The organism is Streptomyces sp. NPDC051677 (genome assembly GCF_044453465.1).
In the GTDB taxonomy this organism is placed as follows: Bacteria; Actinomycetota; Actinomycetes; order Streptomycetales; family Streptomycetaceae; genus Streptomyces.
Map to the genome: position 1 here is coordinate 61,162 of NZ_JBITCT010000014.1, position 12,539 is coordinate 73,700.

Here is a 12,539-nt window from a genome sequence, read left to right on the forward strand (position 1 = left end):
AACCGATGAGCACTGTTGACATCCTTTCGCCTGCCGGCGAGAAGACCGGTAGCGTCGAACTCCCCGCGGAGATCTTCGGCGTGGAGAAGGTCAGCATCCCGCTGATCCACCAGGTCGTCGTCGCGCAGAACGCTGCTGCCCGTCAGGGCACGCACAAGACCAAGACCCGCGGCGAGGTTCGTGGTGGCGGTAAGAAGCCTTACCGTCAGAAGGGCACCGGCCGTGCGCGCCAGGGCTCTACCCGCGCGCCCCAGTTCGCCGGTGGTGGCGTCGTGCACGGTCCCGTGCCGCGCGACTACTCGCAGCGGACCCCGAAGAAGATGAAGGCTGCCGCCCTGCGTCACGCCCTCACCGACCGGGCCCGCCACAACCGCATTCACGTCGTCACCGGCGTGATCGAGGGCGAGACCCCCTCCACCAAGGCCGCTCGCACGCTGTTCGGCAAGATCTCGGAGCGCAAGAACCTGCTCCTGGTCGTCGACCGCGCCGACGAGGCCGCGTGGCTGTCCGCCCGCAACCTGCCCCAGGTGCACATCCTGGAGCCGGGCCAGCTGAACACGTACGACGTGATCGTCTCGGACGACGTGGTCTTCACCCAGGCCGCTCTCGAGTCCTTCGTCGCCGGCCCGAAGGCCAACGACACCGAAGGGAGTGACGCCTGATGGCTACGCGTCACCCGAGCATTGCCGCCAAGGCCGCCAAGGCCGCCAAGGCCGCGCGCGTCGCCAAGGCGAAGCGTCACGCCACCGAGGGCAAGAACACCGTCGTCACCGCGCCCAGCAAGGCGTACACGGACCCCCGTGACGTGCTGCTGAAGCCGGTCGTGTCGGAGAAGAGCTACGCGCTCCTCGACGAGAACAAGTACACGTTCATCGTCGACCCGAACGCCAACAAGACCCAGATCAAGCAGGCCGTCCAGGCGGTCTTCTCGGTCAAGGTCACCGGGGTCAACACGATCAACCGCATCGGCAAGCGCAAGCGCACGAAGACCGGTTTCGGTCAGCGTGCCGCCACCAAGCGCGCGATCGTGACCCTTGCTGAGGGCGACCGTATCGACATCTTCGGCGGTCCGACCGCCTAAGGGCGGTCCGGATCGTCCGATATCGGACGAGGACTGAAAAATGGGAATCCGCAAGTACAAGCCGACTACGCCGGGCCGTCGTGGCTCCAGCGTCGCCGACTTCGTCGAGGTCACGCGGTCCACGCCGGAGAAGTCGCTGGTCCGCCCGCTGCACAGCAAGGGCGGCCGTAACAACGCCGGTCGTGTGACCGTTCGCCACCAGGGTGGCGGACACAAGCGCGCCTACCGTGTCATCGACTTCCGTCGTCACGACAAGGACGGCGTGCCGGCGAAGGTCGCGCACATCGAGTACGACCCCAACCGCACCGCGCGCATCGCGCTGCTGCACTACGCCGACGGCGAGAAGCGCTACATCCTCGCCCCGCGCAACCTGCAGCAGGGCGACCGCGTCGAGAACGGTCCCGGGGCCGACATCAAGCCGGGCAACAACCTGGCGCTCCGCAACATCCCGGTCGGTACCACGATCCACGCGATCGAGCTCCGTCCCGGTGGCGGCGCCAAGTTCGCCCGCTCCGCCGGCGCCTCCGTGCAGCTGCTCGCGAAGGAGGGCTCCATGGCCCACCTCCGCATGCCGTCCGGTGAGATCCGCCTGGTCGACCAGCGCTGCCGCGCCACGGTCGGCGAGGTCGGCAACGCCGAGCAGAGCAACATCAACTGGGGCAAGGCCGGCCGCAAGCGCTGGCTGGGCGTCCGCCCGACCGTTCGCGGTGTGGCGATGAACCCGGTTGACCACCCCCACGGTGGTGGTGAGGGCAAGACCTCCGGTGGTCGCCACCCGGTCAGCCCCTGGGGTCAGAAGGAGGGTCGTACTCGTTCGCCGAAGAAGGCTTCGAACAAGTACATCGTCCGCCGCCGCAAGACGAACAAGAAGCGCTAGGAGCGGGTTTAGATGCCGCGCAGTCTCAAGAAGGGGCCCTTCGTCGACGACCACCTCGTGAAGAAGGTGGACGCCCAGAACGAAGCCGGTTCCAAGAACGTCATCAAGACCTGGTCCCGTCGCTCGATGATCATTCCCAGCATGCTGGGCCACACGATCGCGGTGCACAACGGCAAGACCCACATTCCGGTGTTTGTCACCGAGTCGATGGTCGGCCACAAGCTCGGCGAGTTCTCGCCGACGCGCACCTTCCGGGGTCACGTCAAGGACGACCGGAAGTCGAAGCGCCGCTAGTAGCGGGGTGGAATGACCATGACAGACACTGGAAGGACAACCATGGAAGCCAGGGCCCAGGCGCGGTACATCCGCGTCACGCCCATGAAGGCCCGCCGGGTGGTGGACCTTATCCGTGGCATGGACGCCACGGAGGCTCAGGCGGTCCTGCGTTTCGCCCCGCAGGCCGCGAGCGTGCCGGTCGGCAAGGTGCTGGACAGCGCCATCGCCAACGCCGCGCACAACTACGACCACACTGACGCCGACAGCCTCTTCATCTCCGAGGCGTACGTCGACGAGGGCCCGACCCTGAAGCGGTTCCGTCCGCGCGCCCAGGGCCGCGCCTACCGGATCCGCAAGCGGACCAGCCACATCACCGTGGTCGTCAGCAGCAAGGAAGGGACCCGGTAATGGGCCAGAAGGTTAACCCGCATGGGTTCCGGCTCGGCATCACCACGGACTTCAAGTCCCGCTGGTACGCCGACAAGTCGTACAAGGAATACGTCAAGGAAGACGTCGCCATCCGTCGGATGATGACGTCCGGCATGGAGCGCGCCGGCATCTCGAAGGTGGAGATCGAGCGCACCCGTGACCGTGTCCGCGTCGACATCCACACCGCGCGTCCGGGCATCGTCATCGGCCGCCGCGGCGCCGAGGCCGACCGCATCCGCGGCGACCTGGAGAAGCTGACCAAGAAGCAGGTCCAGCTGAACATCCTCGAGGTCAAGAACCCCGAGGTCGACGCTCAGCTGGTGGCCCAGGCCGTCGCCGAGCAGCTCTCCTCCCGCGTCTCCTTCCGTCGCGCCATGCGTAAGAGCATGCAGTCGGCGATGAAGGCGGGCGCCAAGGGCATCAAGATCCAGTGCGGTGGCCGCCTCGGCGGCGCCGAGATGTCCCGCTCGGAGTTCTACCGCGAGGGCCGTGTGCCCCTGCACACGCTCCGCGCGAACGTGGACTACGGCTTCTTCGAGGCCAAGACGACCTTCGGCCGCATCGGTGTGAAGGTCTGGATCTACAAGGGCGACGTCAAGAACATCGCCGAGGTCCGCGCCGAGAACGCTGCTGCCCGCGCCGGCAACCGCCCGGCCCGTGGCGGCGCTGACCGCCCGGCCCGTGGTGGCCGCGGTGGCGAGCGTGGCGGTCGCGGTCGCAAGCCGCAGCAGGCTCCCGCTGCCGAGGCCCCCAAGGCCGAGGCTCCGGCTGCCGCTCCGGCTGAGAGCACCGGAACGGAGGCCTGACCGACATGCTGATCCCCCGTAGGGTCAAGCACCGCAAGCAGCACCACCCGAAGCGCCGTGGTCAGGCCAAGGGCGGTACGACGGTCTCGTTCGGCGAGTACGGCATTCAGGCCCTCACGCCGGCGTACGTGACCAACCGCCAGATCGAGGCGGCCCGTATCGCGATGACCCGTCACATCAAGCGTGGCGGCAAGGTCTGGATCAACATCTACCCGGACCGCCCGCTGACGAAGAAGCCTGCCGAGACCCGCATGGGTTCCGGTAAGGGTTCTCCGGAGTGGTGGATCGCGAACGTGCACCCGGGCCGGGTCATGTTCGAGCTGTCCTACCCCAACGAGAAGATCGCCCGTGAGGCCCTGACTCGCGCAGCCCACAAGCTGCCGATGAAGTGCCGGATCGTCAAGCGCGAGGCAGGTGAAGCGTGATGTCGGCCGGTACCAAGGCGTCCGAGCTGCGCGAACTGGGTGACGAGGAGCTTCTGGCGAAGCTTCGCGAAGCCAAGGAAGAGCTGTTCAACCTCCGCTTCCAGGCGGCGACGGGTCAGCTCGAGAACCACGGCCGGCTCAAGGCCGTCCGTAAGGACATCGCGCGGATCTACACCCTGATGCGTGAGCGCGAGCTGGGCATCGAGACGGTGGAGAGCGCCTGATGAGTGAGAACAACGTGACTGAGCAGACTGCAGAGGCCCGCGGCTTCCGCAAGACCCGTGAGGGTCTCGTCGTCAGCGACAAGATGGACAAGACCGTCGTCGTCGCTGTCGAGGACCGCGTCAAGCACGCGCTGTACGGCAAGGTCATCCGCCGTACGAACAAGCTCAAGGCGCACGACGAGCAGAACGCTGCGGGCGTCGGCGACCGTGTCCTCCTCGCGGAGACCCGGCCGCTGTCCGCGACGAAGCGCTGGCGCGTCGTCGAGATCCTCGAGAAGGCCAAGTAATTTCCTGCGGGCAAACCCGCAGGACAGTTCCGCCAGGCTCCGACGCGGGGTTGTCGTAACAACCCCGCGTCGGGGAACCGGCAGACAAACAGGAGATAGACGTGATCCAGCAGGAGTCGCGACTGCGTGTCGCCGACAACACTGGTGCGAAGGAAATCCTTTGCATCCGTGTGCTCGGTGGCTCCGGTCGCCGCTACGCGGGCATCGGTGACGTCATCGTCGCCACCGTCAAGGACGCGATCCCCGGTGGCAACGTGAAGAAGGGTGACGTCGTCAAGGCGGTCATCGTTCGCACCGTCAAGGAGCGCCGCCGTCCGGACGGCTCGTACATCCGCTTCGACGAGAACGCCGCCGTCATTCTGAAGAACGACGGCGACCCTCGCGGCACCCGCATCTTCGGCCCGGTTGGGCGTGAGCTGCGCGAGAAGAAGTTCATGAAGATCATCTCGCTGGCTCCGGAGGTGCTGTAAGCATGAAGATCAAGAAGGGCGACCTGGTCCAGGTCATCACCGGTAAGGACAAGGGCAAGCAGGGCAAGGTCATCGCGGCCTTCCCCCGTGAGGACCGCGTCCTGGTCGAGGGTGTCAACCGGGTCAAGAAGCACACGAAGGCCGGTCCGACCGCCAAGGGCTCGCAGGCCGGCGGCATCGTGACCACCGAGGCCCCGATCCACGTGTCCAACGTTCAGCTGGTCGTGGAGAAGGACGGCAACAAGGTCGTCACGCGCGTCGGTTACCGCTTCGACGACGAGGGCAACAAGATCCGCGTTGCCAAGCGGACGGGTGAGGACATCTGATGGCTACCACCACGACTCCGCGTCTGAAGACGAAGTACCGCGAGGAGATCGCGGGCAAGCTGCGTGAGGAGTTCTCCTACGAGAACGTCATGCAGATCCCCGGCCTCGTCAAGATCGTGGTCAACATGGGTGTGGGCGACGCCGCCCGCGACTCCAAGCTGATCGAGGGCGCCATCCGCGACCTCACCACGATCACCGGTCAGAAGCCGGCCGTCACCAAGGCCCGCAAGTCCATCGCGCAGTTCAAGCTGCGTGAGGGTCAGCCGATCGGTGCCCACGTCACGCTTCGTGGCGACCGCATGTGGGAGTTCCTGGACCGCACCCTGTCGCTCGCGCTCCCGCGCATCCGCGACTTCCGCGGCCTGTCCCCCAAGCAGTTCGACGGCCGTGGCAACTACACCTTCGGTCTCACGGAGCAGGTCATGTTCCACGAGATCGACCAGGACAAGATCGACCGCGTCCGGGGTATGGACATCACCGTGGTCACCACGGCGACCAACGACGCTGAGGGCCGCGCGCTCCTTCGTCACCTCGGCTTCCCCTTCAAGGAGGCGTGAGCGAGATGGCGAAGAAGGCTCTGATCGCGAAGGCTGCTCGTAAGCCCAAGTTCGCTGTGCGGGCTTACAACCGCTGCCAGCGCTGCGGTCGTCCGCACTCCGTGTACCGCAAGTTCGGCCTCTGCCGTGTGTGCCTTCGTGAGATGGCTCACCGCGGCGAGCTGCCGGGCGTGACCAAGAGCTCCTGGTAAACCCCCTAAACAGGGTTCCAGAGGCTCTCGGTAAGTAAAGGGCAGTGTCAGGTGCCCGTCCCTCCATGGCGTAGGCTGGGAGGGTTGGGCGCCTGACGCCCGTACGACTTACTACGCCGTAGGTCCACCGCGCCGCACCCGTCCCGTCTCGGATCGGGGAGAGGGATGGCGCACCAGGAAACCCCGGCGAGAGAGGCCACAGGCCAATTCATGACCATGACTGATCCGATCGCAGACATGCTTACGCGTCTGCGGAACGCGAACTCGGCGTACCACGACTCCGTGACGATGCCGGCATCGAAGATCAAGTCTCACATCGCGGAGATCCTCCAGCAGGAGGGCTTCATCACGGGTTGGAAGACCGAGGACGCCGAGGTCGGCAAGAACCTCGTTCTCGAGCTGAAGTTCGGCCCGAACCGTGAGCGCTCCATCGCGGGCATCAAGCGGATCTCCAAGCCCGGTCTCCGGGTTTACGCGAAGTCCACCTCCCTGCCCAAGGTGCTCGGTGGCCTCGGCGTGGCGATCATCTCCACGTCGCACGGTCTCCTCACCGACAAGCAGGCCGGCAAGAAGGGCGTAGGCGGAGAAGTTCTCGCCTACGTCTGGTAGCGGAAGGGAACGGAGGAAACAGCTATGTCGCGCATTGGCAAGCTCCCCATCACGGTTCCCGCCGGCGTGGACGTCACCATCGACGGCCAGACGGTCTCGGTCAAGGGCCCCAAGGGCTCGCTGACCCACACCGTCGTTGCGCCGATCGAGATCGCCAAGGGTGAGGACGGCGTTCTGAACGTCACCCGCCCCAACGACGAGCGTCAGAGCAAGGCCCTGCACGGCCTGTCCCGCACGCTGGTGGCGAACATGATCACCGGCGTGACCGAGGGTTACGTGAAGAAGCTCGAGATCAGCGGTGTCGGTTACCGCGTGACCGCGAAGGGCTCGAACCTCGAGTTCGCGCTCGGCTACAGCCACCCCATCACCGTCGAGGCGCCCGAGGGCATCAGCTTCAAGGTCGAGAACCCGACGCGGTTCTCGGTCGAGGGCATCGACAAGCAGAAGGTCGGCGAGGTTGCGGCCAACATCCGCAAGCTGCGCAAGCCCGACCCGTACAAGGCCAAGGGTGTCAAGTACGAGGGCGAAGTCATCCGCCGCAAGGTCGGAAAGGCGGGTAAGTAACCCATGGCATACGGGCAGAAGATCCTGAAGGGCGACGCCTACAAGCGCGCCGCGATCAAGCGCCGTCACATCCGGATCCGCAAGCGGATCTCCGGTACGGCGGAGCGTCCCCGTCTGGTCGTTACCCGCTCCAACCGCCACATCGTGGCGCAGGTGATCGACGACCTCAAGGGCCACACCGTGGCCTCGGCGTCCACGCTGGACACCTCGATCCGCGGTGCCGAGGGCGACAAGTCCGCCCAGGCGAAGCAGGTCGGCGCCCTGGTCGCCGAGCGCGCCAAGGCCGCGGGTGTCGAGGCAGTCGTGTTCGACCGTGGTGGTAACCAGTACGCCGGGCGCATCGCCGCCCTGGCGGACGCCGCCCGCGAAGCCGGGCTCAAGTTCTGAGCCGCTTCCGTAGCTAGCGGAAAGAGAGAGGTAATCCAATGGCTGGACCCCAGCGCCGTGGAAGCGGTGCCGGTGGCGGCGAGCGGCGGGACCGGAAGGGCCGTGACGGCGGCGCTGCTGCCGCCGAGAAGACCGCGTACGTTGAGCGCGTCGTCGCGATCAACCGTGTCGCCAAGGTTGTGAAGGGTGGTCGTCGCTTCAGCTTCACCGCGCTGGTCGTGGTGGGCGACGGTGACGGCACCGTGGGTGTCGGTTACGGCAAGGCCAAGGAGGTGCCGGCCGCCATCGCCAAGGGTGTTGAGGAGGCCAAGAAGCACTTCTTCAAGGTCCCCCGTATCCAGGGCACCATCCCGCACCCGATCACGGGTGAGAAGGCGGCGGGCGTCGTCCTGCTCAAGCCGGCGTCCCCCGGTACCGGCGTTATCGCCGGTGGCCCGGTGCGTGCCGTGCTCGAGTGCGCGGGCGTGCACGACATCCTGTCGAAGTCGCTCGGCTCGTCGAACGCGATCAACATCGTGCACGCGACCGTGGAGGCCCTGAAGGGCCTGCAGCGTCCCGAGGAGATCGCGGCCCGCCGTGGTCTGCCCCTCGAGGACGTCGCTCCCGCGGCTCTGCTTCGTGCGCGTGCCGGGGCTGGTGCTGCGTAATGGCTCAGCTCAAGATCACGCAGACGAAGTCGTACATCGGCAGCAAGCAGAACCACCGTGACACCCTGCGTTCGCTCGGGCTCAAGCGCCTGAACGACGTGGTCGTCAAGGAGGACCGCCCCGAGTTCCGCGGCATGGTGCACACCGTCCGCCACCTCGTGACGGTCGAGGAGGTCGACTGATCATGGCGGAGAACAACCCGCTCAAGATCCACAACCTCCGTCCCGCCCCGGGCGCCAAGACCGCCAAGACCCGTGTCGGTCGTGGTGAGGCGTCGAAGGGTAAGACGGCCGGTCGTGGTACCAAGGGCACGAAGGCCCGCTACCAGGTTCCGGAGCGCTTCGAGGGTGGGCAGATGCCCCTCCACATGCGTCTTCCGAAGCTGAAGGGCTTCAAGAACCCGTTCAAGACCGAGTTCCAGGTCGTGAACCTCGACAAGCTGGCCGCGCTGTACCCGGAGGGTGGCGAGGTCACCGTCGAGGGTCTCGTCGCCAAGGGCGCCGTTCGCAAGAACAGCCTCGTCAAGGTCCTCGGCCAGGGCGAGATCTCCGTCGCGCTGCAGGTTTCGGTTGACGCCGTCTCCGGCTCCGCCAAGGAGAAGATCACCGCCGCCGGCGGTACCGTCACCGAGCTCATCTGATCCAGTCAGGTGTCTCGATGACGTGAGCGATCCCGACCGGGGATACCCCACAAATGGGGTATCCCCGGTTGGTCGTTCCTAGGGCGGCGGTCTCGCCGGTAAGGTGACCAACACTGCCCACTTTTCACAAGGTGCTTCCCATGGGGCACCTTGAGCGGCAGTCGACCGTTACACATGTCGTTGTCGCTGTCGTTGTTCTTATTGGACCCTCAAGACCGTCACCCTTGACGCAGATGCGCGGGGGTCGCAGGAGGCACCGTGCTCACCGCGTTCGCCCGGGCGTTCAAGACGCCCGACCTGCGCAAGAAGCTGCTCTTCACGCTCGGGATCATCGTGATCTACCGGGTCGGCACGCACATTCCGATCCCCGGTGTCGACTACACGTCCGTTCAGAAGTGCGTGGACGAGGCGTCCGGCAACCAGGGCCTCTTCGGTCTGGTGAACATGTTCAGCGGCGGCGCGCTGCTGCAGATCACCATCTTCGCGCTGGGCATCATGCCGTACATCACGGCGAGCATCATCCTTCAGCTGCTGACCGTGGTCATCCCGCGTCTGGAAGCCCTCAAGAAGGAGGGCCAGGCCGGCACGGCGAAGATCACGCAGTACACCCGGTACCTCACCGTGGCGCTCGCCATCCTGCAGGGCACCGGCCTGGTGGCCACCGCCCGCAGCGGCGCCCTGTTCTCCGGTTGCTCGGTGGCTTCGAGCATCGTCCCGGACCGCGCGATCTTCACCACCATCACCATGGTCATCTGCATGACCGCCGGTACGGCCATGGTCATGTGGCTCGGTGAGCTCATCACCGACCGCGGCATCGGCAACGGCATGTCGATCCTGATGTTCATCTCGATCGCCGCGACGTTCCCGTCCGCGCTGTGGGCCATCAAGAAGCAGGGCACCCTGGCCGACGGCTGGATCGAGTTCGGCACCGTCATCCTGGTCGGCCTGGTCATGGTCGGTCTGGTGGTCTTCGTCGAGCAGGCCCAGCGCCGGATCCCCGTGCAGTACGCCAAGCGCATGATCGGCCGCCGGTCCTACGGCGGGACCTCGACGTACATCCCGCTCAAGGTGAACCAGGCCGGTGTGATCCCGGTCATCTTCGCCTCGTCGCTGCTCTACATCCCGGCCCTCGTCGCCCAGTTCTCCAGCGGTCAGTCCAGCTGGAAGACCTGGATCGAGACGAACCTGACCAAGGGCGACCACCCGATCTACATCAGCATGTACTTCTTGCTGATCGTTTTCTTCGCGTTCTTCTACGTGGCGATCTCCTTCAACCCCGAGGAAGTCGCCGACAACATGAAGAAGTATGGTGGCTTCATCCCGGGCATCCGGGCTGGCCGACCGACCGCTGAGTACCTGTCGTACGTGCTCAACCGGATCACCTGGCCGGGTTCGCTGTATCTGGGTCTGATCGCTCTTGTACCGACGATGGCGTTGGTTGGCTTCGGGGCAAGCCAGAACTTCCCGTTCGGTGGCACCAGCATCCTGATCATCGTGGGTGTCGGTCTCGAAACGGTGAAGCAGATCGAGAGCCAGCTCCAGCAGCGCAATTACGAAGGGTTCCTCCGCTGATGCGTATCGTCCTCGTCGGGCCGCCGGGTGCCGGAAAGGGAACGCAGGCCACTCGTCTGGCAGAGAAGCTGCGTGTTCCCCACATCTCCACGGGCGACCTGTTCCGCGCCAACATCAGCCAGCAGACGGAACTCGGGAAACTCGCGAAGTCCTACATGGACGCCGGCAACCTCGTCCCCGACGAGGTCACCATCGCCATGGCCAAGGACCGCATGGAGCAGCCGGACGCCGAGCGCGGCTTCCTGCTGGACGGTTTCCCGCGCAACGTGTCGCAGGCGGAGGCGCTGGACGAGCTCCTCACCACCGAGGGCATCAAGCTGGACGCGGTACTGGACCTGGAGGCCCCGGAGGAGGAGGTCGTCAAGCGGATCGCCGGCCGGCGCATCTGCCGCAACGACTCCGCGCACGTCTTCCACGTGTCGTACAAGAAGCCCGAGACGGACGGCGTCTGTGACGTCTGCGGCGGCGAGCTGTACCAGCGGGACGACGACTCCGAGGACACTGTCCGCACGCGGCTCGAGGTCTACCACACGCAGACCGAGCCGATCATCGACTACTACAAGGCGCAGGGCCTGGTCGTGACCATCGAGGCCATGGGCCCGGTGGACGAGGTCACCGGCCGTGCGCTGGCGGCGCTGAAGCGCGAGGGCGACGACCAGTAGTCGTCGGCCCTGGTACGGCCGTGGAGTCCTCCGGGACGCCACGGCCGTACTGTTGTGTACGTACTGACCGACCCACCTGAGTGACGGAGAGCGCAGGCCCCCCATGGTGCAGATCAAGAGCCCCGAGCAGATCGCCAAGATGCGTGCGGCGGGGCTTGTCGTCGCCGCCATCCACGCGGCGACGCGGGAAGCGGCGGTGCCCGGGGCGACCACGAAGGACCTGGACGAGGTGGCCCGCAAGGTCCTGGCGGAGAACGGCGCGAAGTCGAACTTCCTGGGGTACGGCGGTTTCCCCGCCACGATCTGCACGTCCGTGAACGACGTCGTCGTCCACGGCATCCCCTCCGACGAGGTCGTCCTCAAGGACGGCGACATCATCTCCATCGACTGCGGCGCGATCGTGGACGGCTGGCACGGCGACGCGGCCTACACGGCGTTCGTCGGCTCCGGGCACGCTCCGGAGCTCATCGAGCTGTCGCGGGTGACGGAGGAGTCGATGTGGGCCGGGATCGCGGCGATGAAGCAGGGCGCCCGGCTGGTGGACGTGTCGCGGGCCATCGAGACGTACATCCGTCGCCAGCCCAAGCCCGGCGGCGGCCGGTACGGGATCATCGAGGACTACGGCGGCCACGGCATCGGCACCGAGATGCACATGGACCCGCATCTGCTGAACTACGTCGACCGGCGACGGGGCAAGGGGCCGAAGCTGGTGCCCGGGTTCTGTCTGGCCATCGAGCCGATGGTGTCGCTCGGGACCCCGCGGACCGAAGTGCTTCAGGACGACTGGACCGTCATCACGACGGACGGGACCTGGTCCTCGCACTGGGAGCACTCGGTGGCGTTGACGGAGGCGGGGCCGCTGGTGCTGACGTCTCCCGACGGGGGGAAGGCGAAGCTCGCCGAGCACGGGGTCGTGGCTGCGCCGGATCCGCTGGGCTGAGCCCCGGCTCTTTCGCGCCCGCCGCCCCTACCCGTCCCGTCCCTGGGGGCTGCCGCCCCCAGACCCCCGCTTCGGCCCTTGAAGGGCCTCGTCCTGAAGCTCCCCCAGAGGGGGCACCCCCAACGGGTTGGGAGTAACGATCTCCGCCCTGGGGCAGGCTTTCCCGATTCGTCTTTCGGAGTGCGCTGACGTAGACTGACTCGTCGGCTCTCGTGCACCCGCATGTCCGCATGCGCCCTTGAGGGAAAAGCAGGAGAGTCGATCAAGGTAGTCGATTCGAAGGGCGAAGCGTGGCCAAGAAGCAAGGTGCCATCGAGATCGAGGGCACTGTCGTCGAGTCTCTTCCGAACGCCATGTTCAAGGTCGAGCTCCAGAACGGCCACCAGGTCCTGGCACACATCAGCGGCAAGATGCGTATGCACTACATCCGTATCCTCCCTGACGACCGGGTCGTGGTGGAGCTGTCTCCGTACGACCTGACGCGTGGCCGGATCGTCTACCGGTACAAGTAGATCTTGCCCATGCCCTCGTGCGCCGTTCTGGCGTTCGGGGCTGCCGGCAACTGACCC

Annotated in this window: 23 protein-coding genes; all 23 read left to right on the top strand. The window is 66.1% G+C overall.

Annotated elements, in window-relative coordinates; all coding sequences use genetic code 11:
- Positions 1 to 5 precede the first annotated feature (5 nt).
- The 23 genes from rplD (at position 6) to infA (ending at position 12,482) form a co-directional block, all read left to right on the top strand.
- Positions 6 to 662, top strand: coding sequence for a 50S ribosomal protein L4 (rplD, locus tag ACIBAF_RS18510; RefSeq protein WP_079660415.1), 657 nt, complete (start codon positions 6 to 8; stop codon positions 660 to 662).
- Positions 662 to 1,081 carry a 50S ribosomal protein L23 gene (gene rplW / locus ACIBAF_RS18515; RefSeq protein WP_079660414.1) on the top strand — a complete coding sequence of 140 codons (420 nt, stop codon included), beginning with the start codon at positions 662 to 664 and terminating at the stop codon, positions 1,079 to 1,081. The genes rplD and rplW overlap by 1 nt, the downstream gene beginning before the upstream one ends.
- A 40-nt stretch (positions 1,082 to 1,121) precedes the next feature.
- Entirely contained in the window at positions 1,122 to 1,958 is an 837-nt protein-coding gene (gene rplB / locus ACIBAF_RS18520) for a 50S ribosomal protein L2 (RefSeq protein WP_007494772.1), read from the top strand.
- A 12-nt stretch (positions 1,959 to 1,970) separates the two neighbouring features.
- Entirely contained in the window at positions 1,971 to 2,252 is a 282-nt protein-coding gene (gene rpsS, locus ACIBAF_RS18525) for a 30S ribosomal protein S19 (protein WP_069770399.1), read from the top strand.
- Positions 2,253 to 2,294: 42 nt separating this feature from the next.
- A complete protein-coding gene (gene rplV / locus ACIBAF_RS18530) occupies positions 2,295 to 2,642 on the top strand; it encodes a 50S ribosomal protein L22 (protein ID WP_003974262.1) in 348 nt (115 codons plus the stop codon).
- Entirely contained in the window at positions 2,642 to 3,469 is an 828-nt protein-coding gene (gene rpsC / locus ACIBAF_RS18535) for a 30S ribosomal protein S3 (protein WP_399464289.1), read from the top strand. The genes rplV and rpsC overlap by 1 nt, the downstream gene beginning before the upstream one ends.
- Before the next feature lie 5 nt (positions 3,470 to 3,474).
- On the top strand, positions 3,475 to 3,894 hold the full coding sequence (gene rplP / locus ACIBAF_RS18540) for a 50S ribosomal protein L16 (RefSeq protein ID WP_006140905.1): 420 nt from the start codon (positions 3,475 to 3,477) through the stop codon (positions 3,892 to 3,894).
- Entirely contained in the window at positions 3,894 to 4,118 is a 225-nt protein-coding gene (gene rpmC / locus ACIBAF_RS18545) for a 50S ribosomal protein L29 (protein WP_003998824.1), read from the top strand. Before rplP ends, rpmC begins: the two co-directional genes overlap by 1 nt.
- Entirely contained in the window at positions 4,118 to 4,405 is a 288-nt protein-coding gene (rpsQ, locus tag ACIBAF_RS18550; protein WP_351903784.1) for a 30S ribosomal protein S17, read from the top strand. The genes rpmC and rpsQ overlap by 1 nt, the downstream gene beginning before the upstream one ends.
- 101 nt (positions 4,406 to 4,506) lie before the next feature.
- Positions 4,507 to 4,875 (top strand): 50S ribosomal protein L14, encoded by a 369-nt coding sequence (gene rplN, locus ACIBAF_RS18555; RefSeq protein WP_003998823.1) that lies wholly within the window; start codon positions 4,507 to 4,509, stop codon positions 4,873 to 4,875.
- Between the two features lie 2 nt (positions 4,876 to 4,877).
- Positions 4,878 to 5,201, top strand: a complete 324-nt coding sequence (rplX, locus tag ACIBAF_RS18560) for a 50S ribosomal protein L24 (protein WP_030039760.1) — start codon at positions 4,878 to 4,880, stop codon at positions 5,199 to 5,201.
- Positions 5,201 to 5,758, top strand: a complete 558-nt coding sequence (gene rplE / locus ACIBAF_RS18565) for a 50S ribosomal protein L5 (protein WP_030788262.1) — start codon at positions 5,201 to 5,203, stop codon at positions 5,756 to 5,758. Before rplX ends, rplE begins: the two co-directional genes overlap by 1 nt.
- A 5-nt stretch (positions 5,759 to 5,763) precedes the next feature.
- Positions 5,764 to 5,949, top strand: a complete 186-nt coding sequence (locus tag ACIBAF_RS18570) for a type Z 30S ribosomal protein S14 (RefSeq protein WP_030890724.1) — start codon at positions 5,764 to 5,766, stop codon at positions 5,947 to 5,949.
- A 210-nt stretch (positions 5,950 to 6,159) separates the two neighbouring features.
- Entirely contained in the window at positions 6,160 to 6,558 is a 399-nt protein-coding gene (gene rpsH / locus ACIBAF_RS18575; RefSeq protein ID WP_055592171.1) for a 30S ribosomal protein S8, read from the top strand.
- Between the two features lie 24 nt (positions 6,559 to 6,582).
- Positions 6,583 to 7,122 carry a 50S ribosomal protein L6 gene (gene rplF, locus ACIBAF_RS18580; RefSeq protein WP_399464290.1) on the top strand — a complete coding sequence of 180 codons (540 nt, stop codon included), beginning with the start codon at positions 6,583 to 6,585 and terminating at the stop codon, positions 7,120 to 7,122.
- A gap of 3 nt (positions 7,123 to 7,125) precedes the next feature.
- Entirely contained in the window at positions 7,126 to 7,509 is a 384-nt protein-coding gene (gene rplR, locus ACIBAF_RS18585; RefSeq protein ID WP_079660410.1) for a 50S ribosomal protein L18, read from the top strand.
- 38 nt (positions 7,510 to 7,547) lie between these two features.
- Positions 7,548 to 8,156 carry a 30S ribosomal protein S5 gene (gene rpsE, locus ACIBAF_RS18590; RefSeq protein ID WP_010354225.1) on the top strand — a complete coding sequence of 203 codons (609 nt, stop codon included), beginning with the start codon at positions 7,548 to 7,550 and terminating at the stop codon, positions 8,154 to 8,156.
- Positions 8,156 to 8,338 (top strand): 50S ribosomal protein L30, encoded by a 183-nt coding sequence (gene rpmD / locus ACIBAF_RS18595; protein WP_030788246.1) that lies wholly within the window; start codon positions 8,156 to 8,158, stop codon positions 8,336 to 8,338. The genes rpsE and rpmD overlap by 1 nt, the downstream gene beginning before the upstream one ends.
- A 2-nt stretch (positions 8,339 to 8,340) precedes the next feature.
- The gene (gene rplO, locus ACIBAF_RS18600) at positions 8,341 to 8,796 is read left to right on the top strand and encodes a 50S ribosomal protein L15 (RefSeq protein WP_079660409.1); all 456 of its coding nucleotides are present in this window, start codon (positions 8,341 to 8,343) and stop codon (positions 8,794 to 8,796) included.
- A gap of 258 nt (positions 8,797 to 9,054) precedes the next feature.
- A complete protein-coding gene (gene secY / locus ACIBAF_RS18605) occupies positions 9,055 to 10,368 on the top strand; it encodes a preprotein translocase subunit SecY (protein ID WP_399464292.1) in 1,314 nt (437 codons plus the stop codon).
- Positions 10,368 to 11,030, top strand: coding sequence for an adenylate kinase (locus ACIBAF_RS18610; RefSeq protein WP_399464293.1), 663 nt, complete (start codon positions 10,368 to 10,370; stop codon positions 11,028 to 11,030). The genes secY and ACIBAF_RS18610 overlap by 1 nt, the downstream gene beginning before the upstream one ends.
- Before the next feature lie 103 nt (positions 11,031 to 11,133).
- A complete protein-coding gene (map, locus tag ACIBAF_RS18615) occupies positions 11,134 to 11,970 on the top strand; it encodes a type I methionyl aminopeptidase (protein WP_399464294.1) in 837 nt (278 codons plus the stop codon).
- 290 nt (positions 11,971 to 12,260) lie between these two features.
- Positions 12,261 to 12,482, top strand: a complete 222-nt coding sequence (infA, locus tag ACIBAF_RS18620) for a translation initiation factor IF-1 (RefSeq protein WP_003948620.1) — start codon at positions 12,261 to 12,263, stop codon at positions 12,480 to 12,482.
- Positions 12,483 to 12,539: the final 57 nt, after the last annotated feature.

Excerpts from the sequence above, each read along its gene's own strand:
- rplD (WP_079660415.1), top strand. The coding sequence starts at position 6 with ATGAGCACTGTTGACATCCTTTCGCCTGCCGGCGAGAAGACCGGTAGC.
- rplW (WP_079660414.1), top strand. The coding sequence starts at position 662 with ATGGCTACGCGTCACCCGAGCATTGCCGCCAAGGCCGCCAAGGCCGCC.
- rplB (WP_007494772.1), top strand. The coding sequence starts at position 1,122 with ATGGGAATCCGCAAGTACAAGCCGACTACGCCGGGCCGTCGTGGCTCC.
- rpsS (WP_069770399.1), top strand. The coding sequence starts at position 1,971 with ATGCCGCGCAGTCTCAAGAAGGGGCCCTTCGTCGACGACCACCTCGTG.
- rplV (WP_003974262.1), top strand. The coding sequence starts at position 2,295 with ATGGAAGCCAGGGCCCAGGCGCGGTACATCCGCGTCACGCCCATGAAG.
- rpsC (WP_399464289.1), top strand. The coding sequence starts at position 2,642 with ATGGGCCAGAAGGTTAACCCGCATGGGTTCCGGCTCGGCATCACCACG.
- rplP (WP_006140905.1), top strand. The coding sequence starts at position 3,475 with ATGCTGATCCCCCGTAGGGTCAAGCACCGCAAGCAGCACCACCCGAAG.
- rpmC (WP_003998824.1), top strand. The coding sequence starts at position 3,894 with ATGTCGGCCGGTACCAAGGCGTCCGAGCTGCGCGAACTGGGTGACGAG.
- rpsQ (WP_351903784.1), top strand. The coding sequence starts at position 4,118 with ATGAGTGAGAACAACGTGACTGAGCAGACTGCAGAGGCCCGCGGCTTC.
- rplX (WP_030039760.1), top strand. The coding sequence starts at position 4,878 with ATGAAGATCAAGAAGGGCGACCTGGTCCAGGTCATCACCGGTAAGGAC.
- rplE (WP_030788262.1), top strand. The coding sequence starts at position 5,201 with ATGGCTACCACCACGACTCCGCGTCTGAAGACGAAGTACCGCGAGGAG.
- ACIBAF_RS18570 (WP_030890724.1), top strand. The coding sequence starts at position 5,764 with ATGGCGAAGAAGGCTCTGATCGCGAAGGCTGCTCGTAAGCCCAAGTTC.
- rpsH (WP_055592171.1), top strand. The coding sequence starts at position 6,160 with ATGACCATGACTGATCCGATCGCAGACATGCTTACGCGTCTGCGGAAC.
- rplF (WP_399464290.1), top strand. The coding sequence starts at position 6,583 with ATGTCGCGCATTGGCAAGCTCCCCATCACGGTTCCCGCCGGCGTGGAC.
- rplR (WP_079660410.1), top strand. The coding sequence starts at position 7,126 with ATGGCATACGGGCAGAAGATCCTGAAGGGCGACGCCTACAAGCGCGCC.
- rpsE (WP_010354225.1), top strand. The coding sequence starts at position 7,548 with ATGGCTGGACCCCAGCGCCGTGGAAGCGGTGCCGGTGGCGGCGAGCGG.
- rpmD (WP_030788246.1), top strand. The coding sequence starts at position 8,156 with ATGGCTCAGCTCAAGATCACGCAGACGAAGTCGTACATCGGCAGCAAG.
- rplO (WP_079660409.1), top strand. The coding sequence starts at position 8,341 with ATGGCGGAGAACAACCCGCTCAAGATCCACAACCTCCGTCCCGCCCCG.
- ACIBAF_RS18610 (WP_399464293.1), top strand. The coding sequence starts at position 10,368 with ATGCGTATCGTCCTCGTCGGGCCGCCGGGTGCCGGAAAGGGAACGCAG.
- map (WP_399464294.1), top strand. The coding sequence starts at position 11,134 with ATGGTGCAGATCAAGAGCCCCGAGCAGATCGCCAAGATGCGTGCGGCG.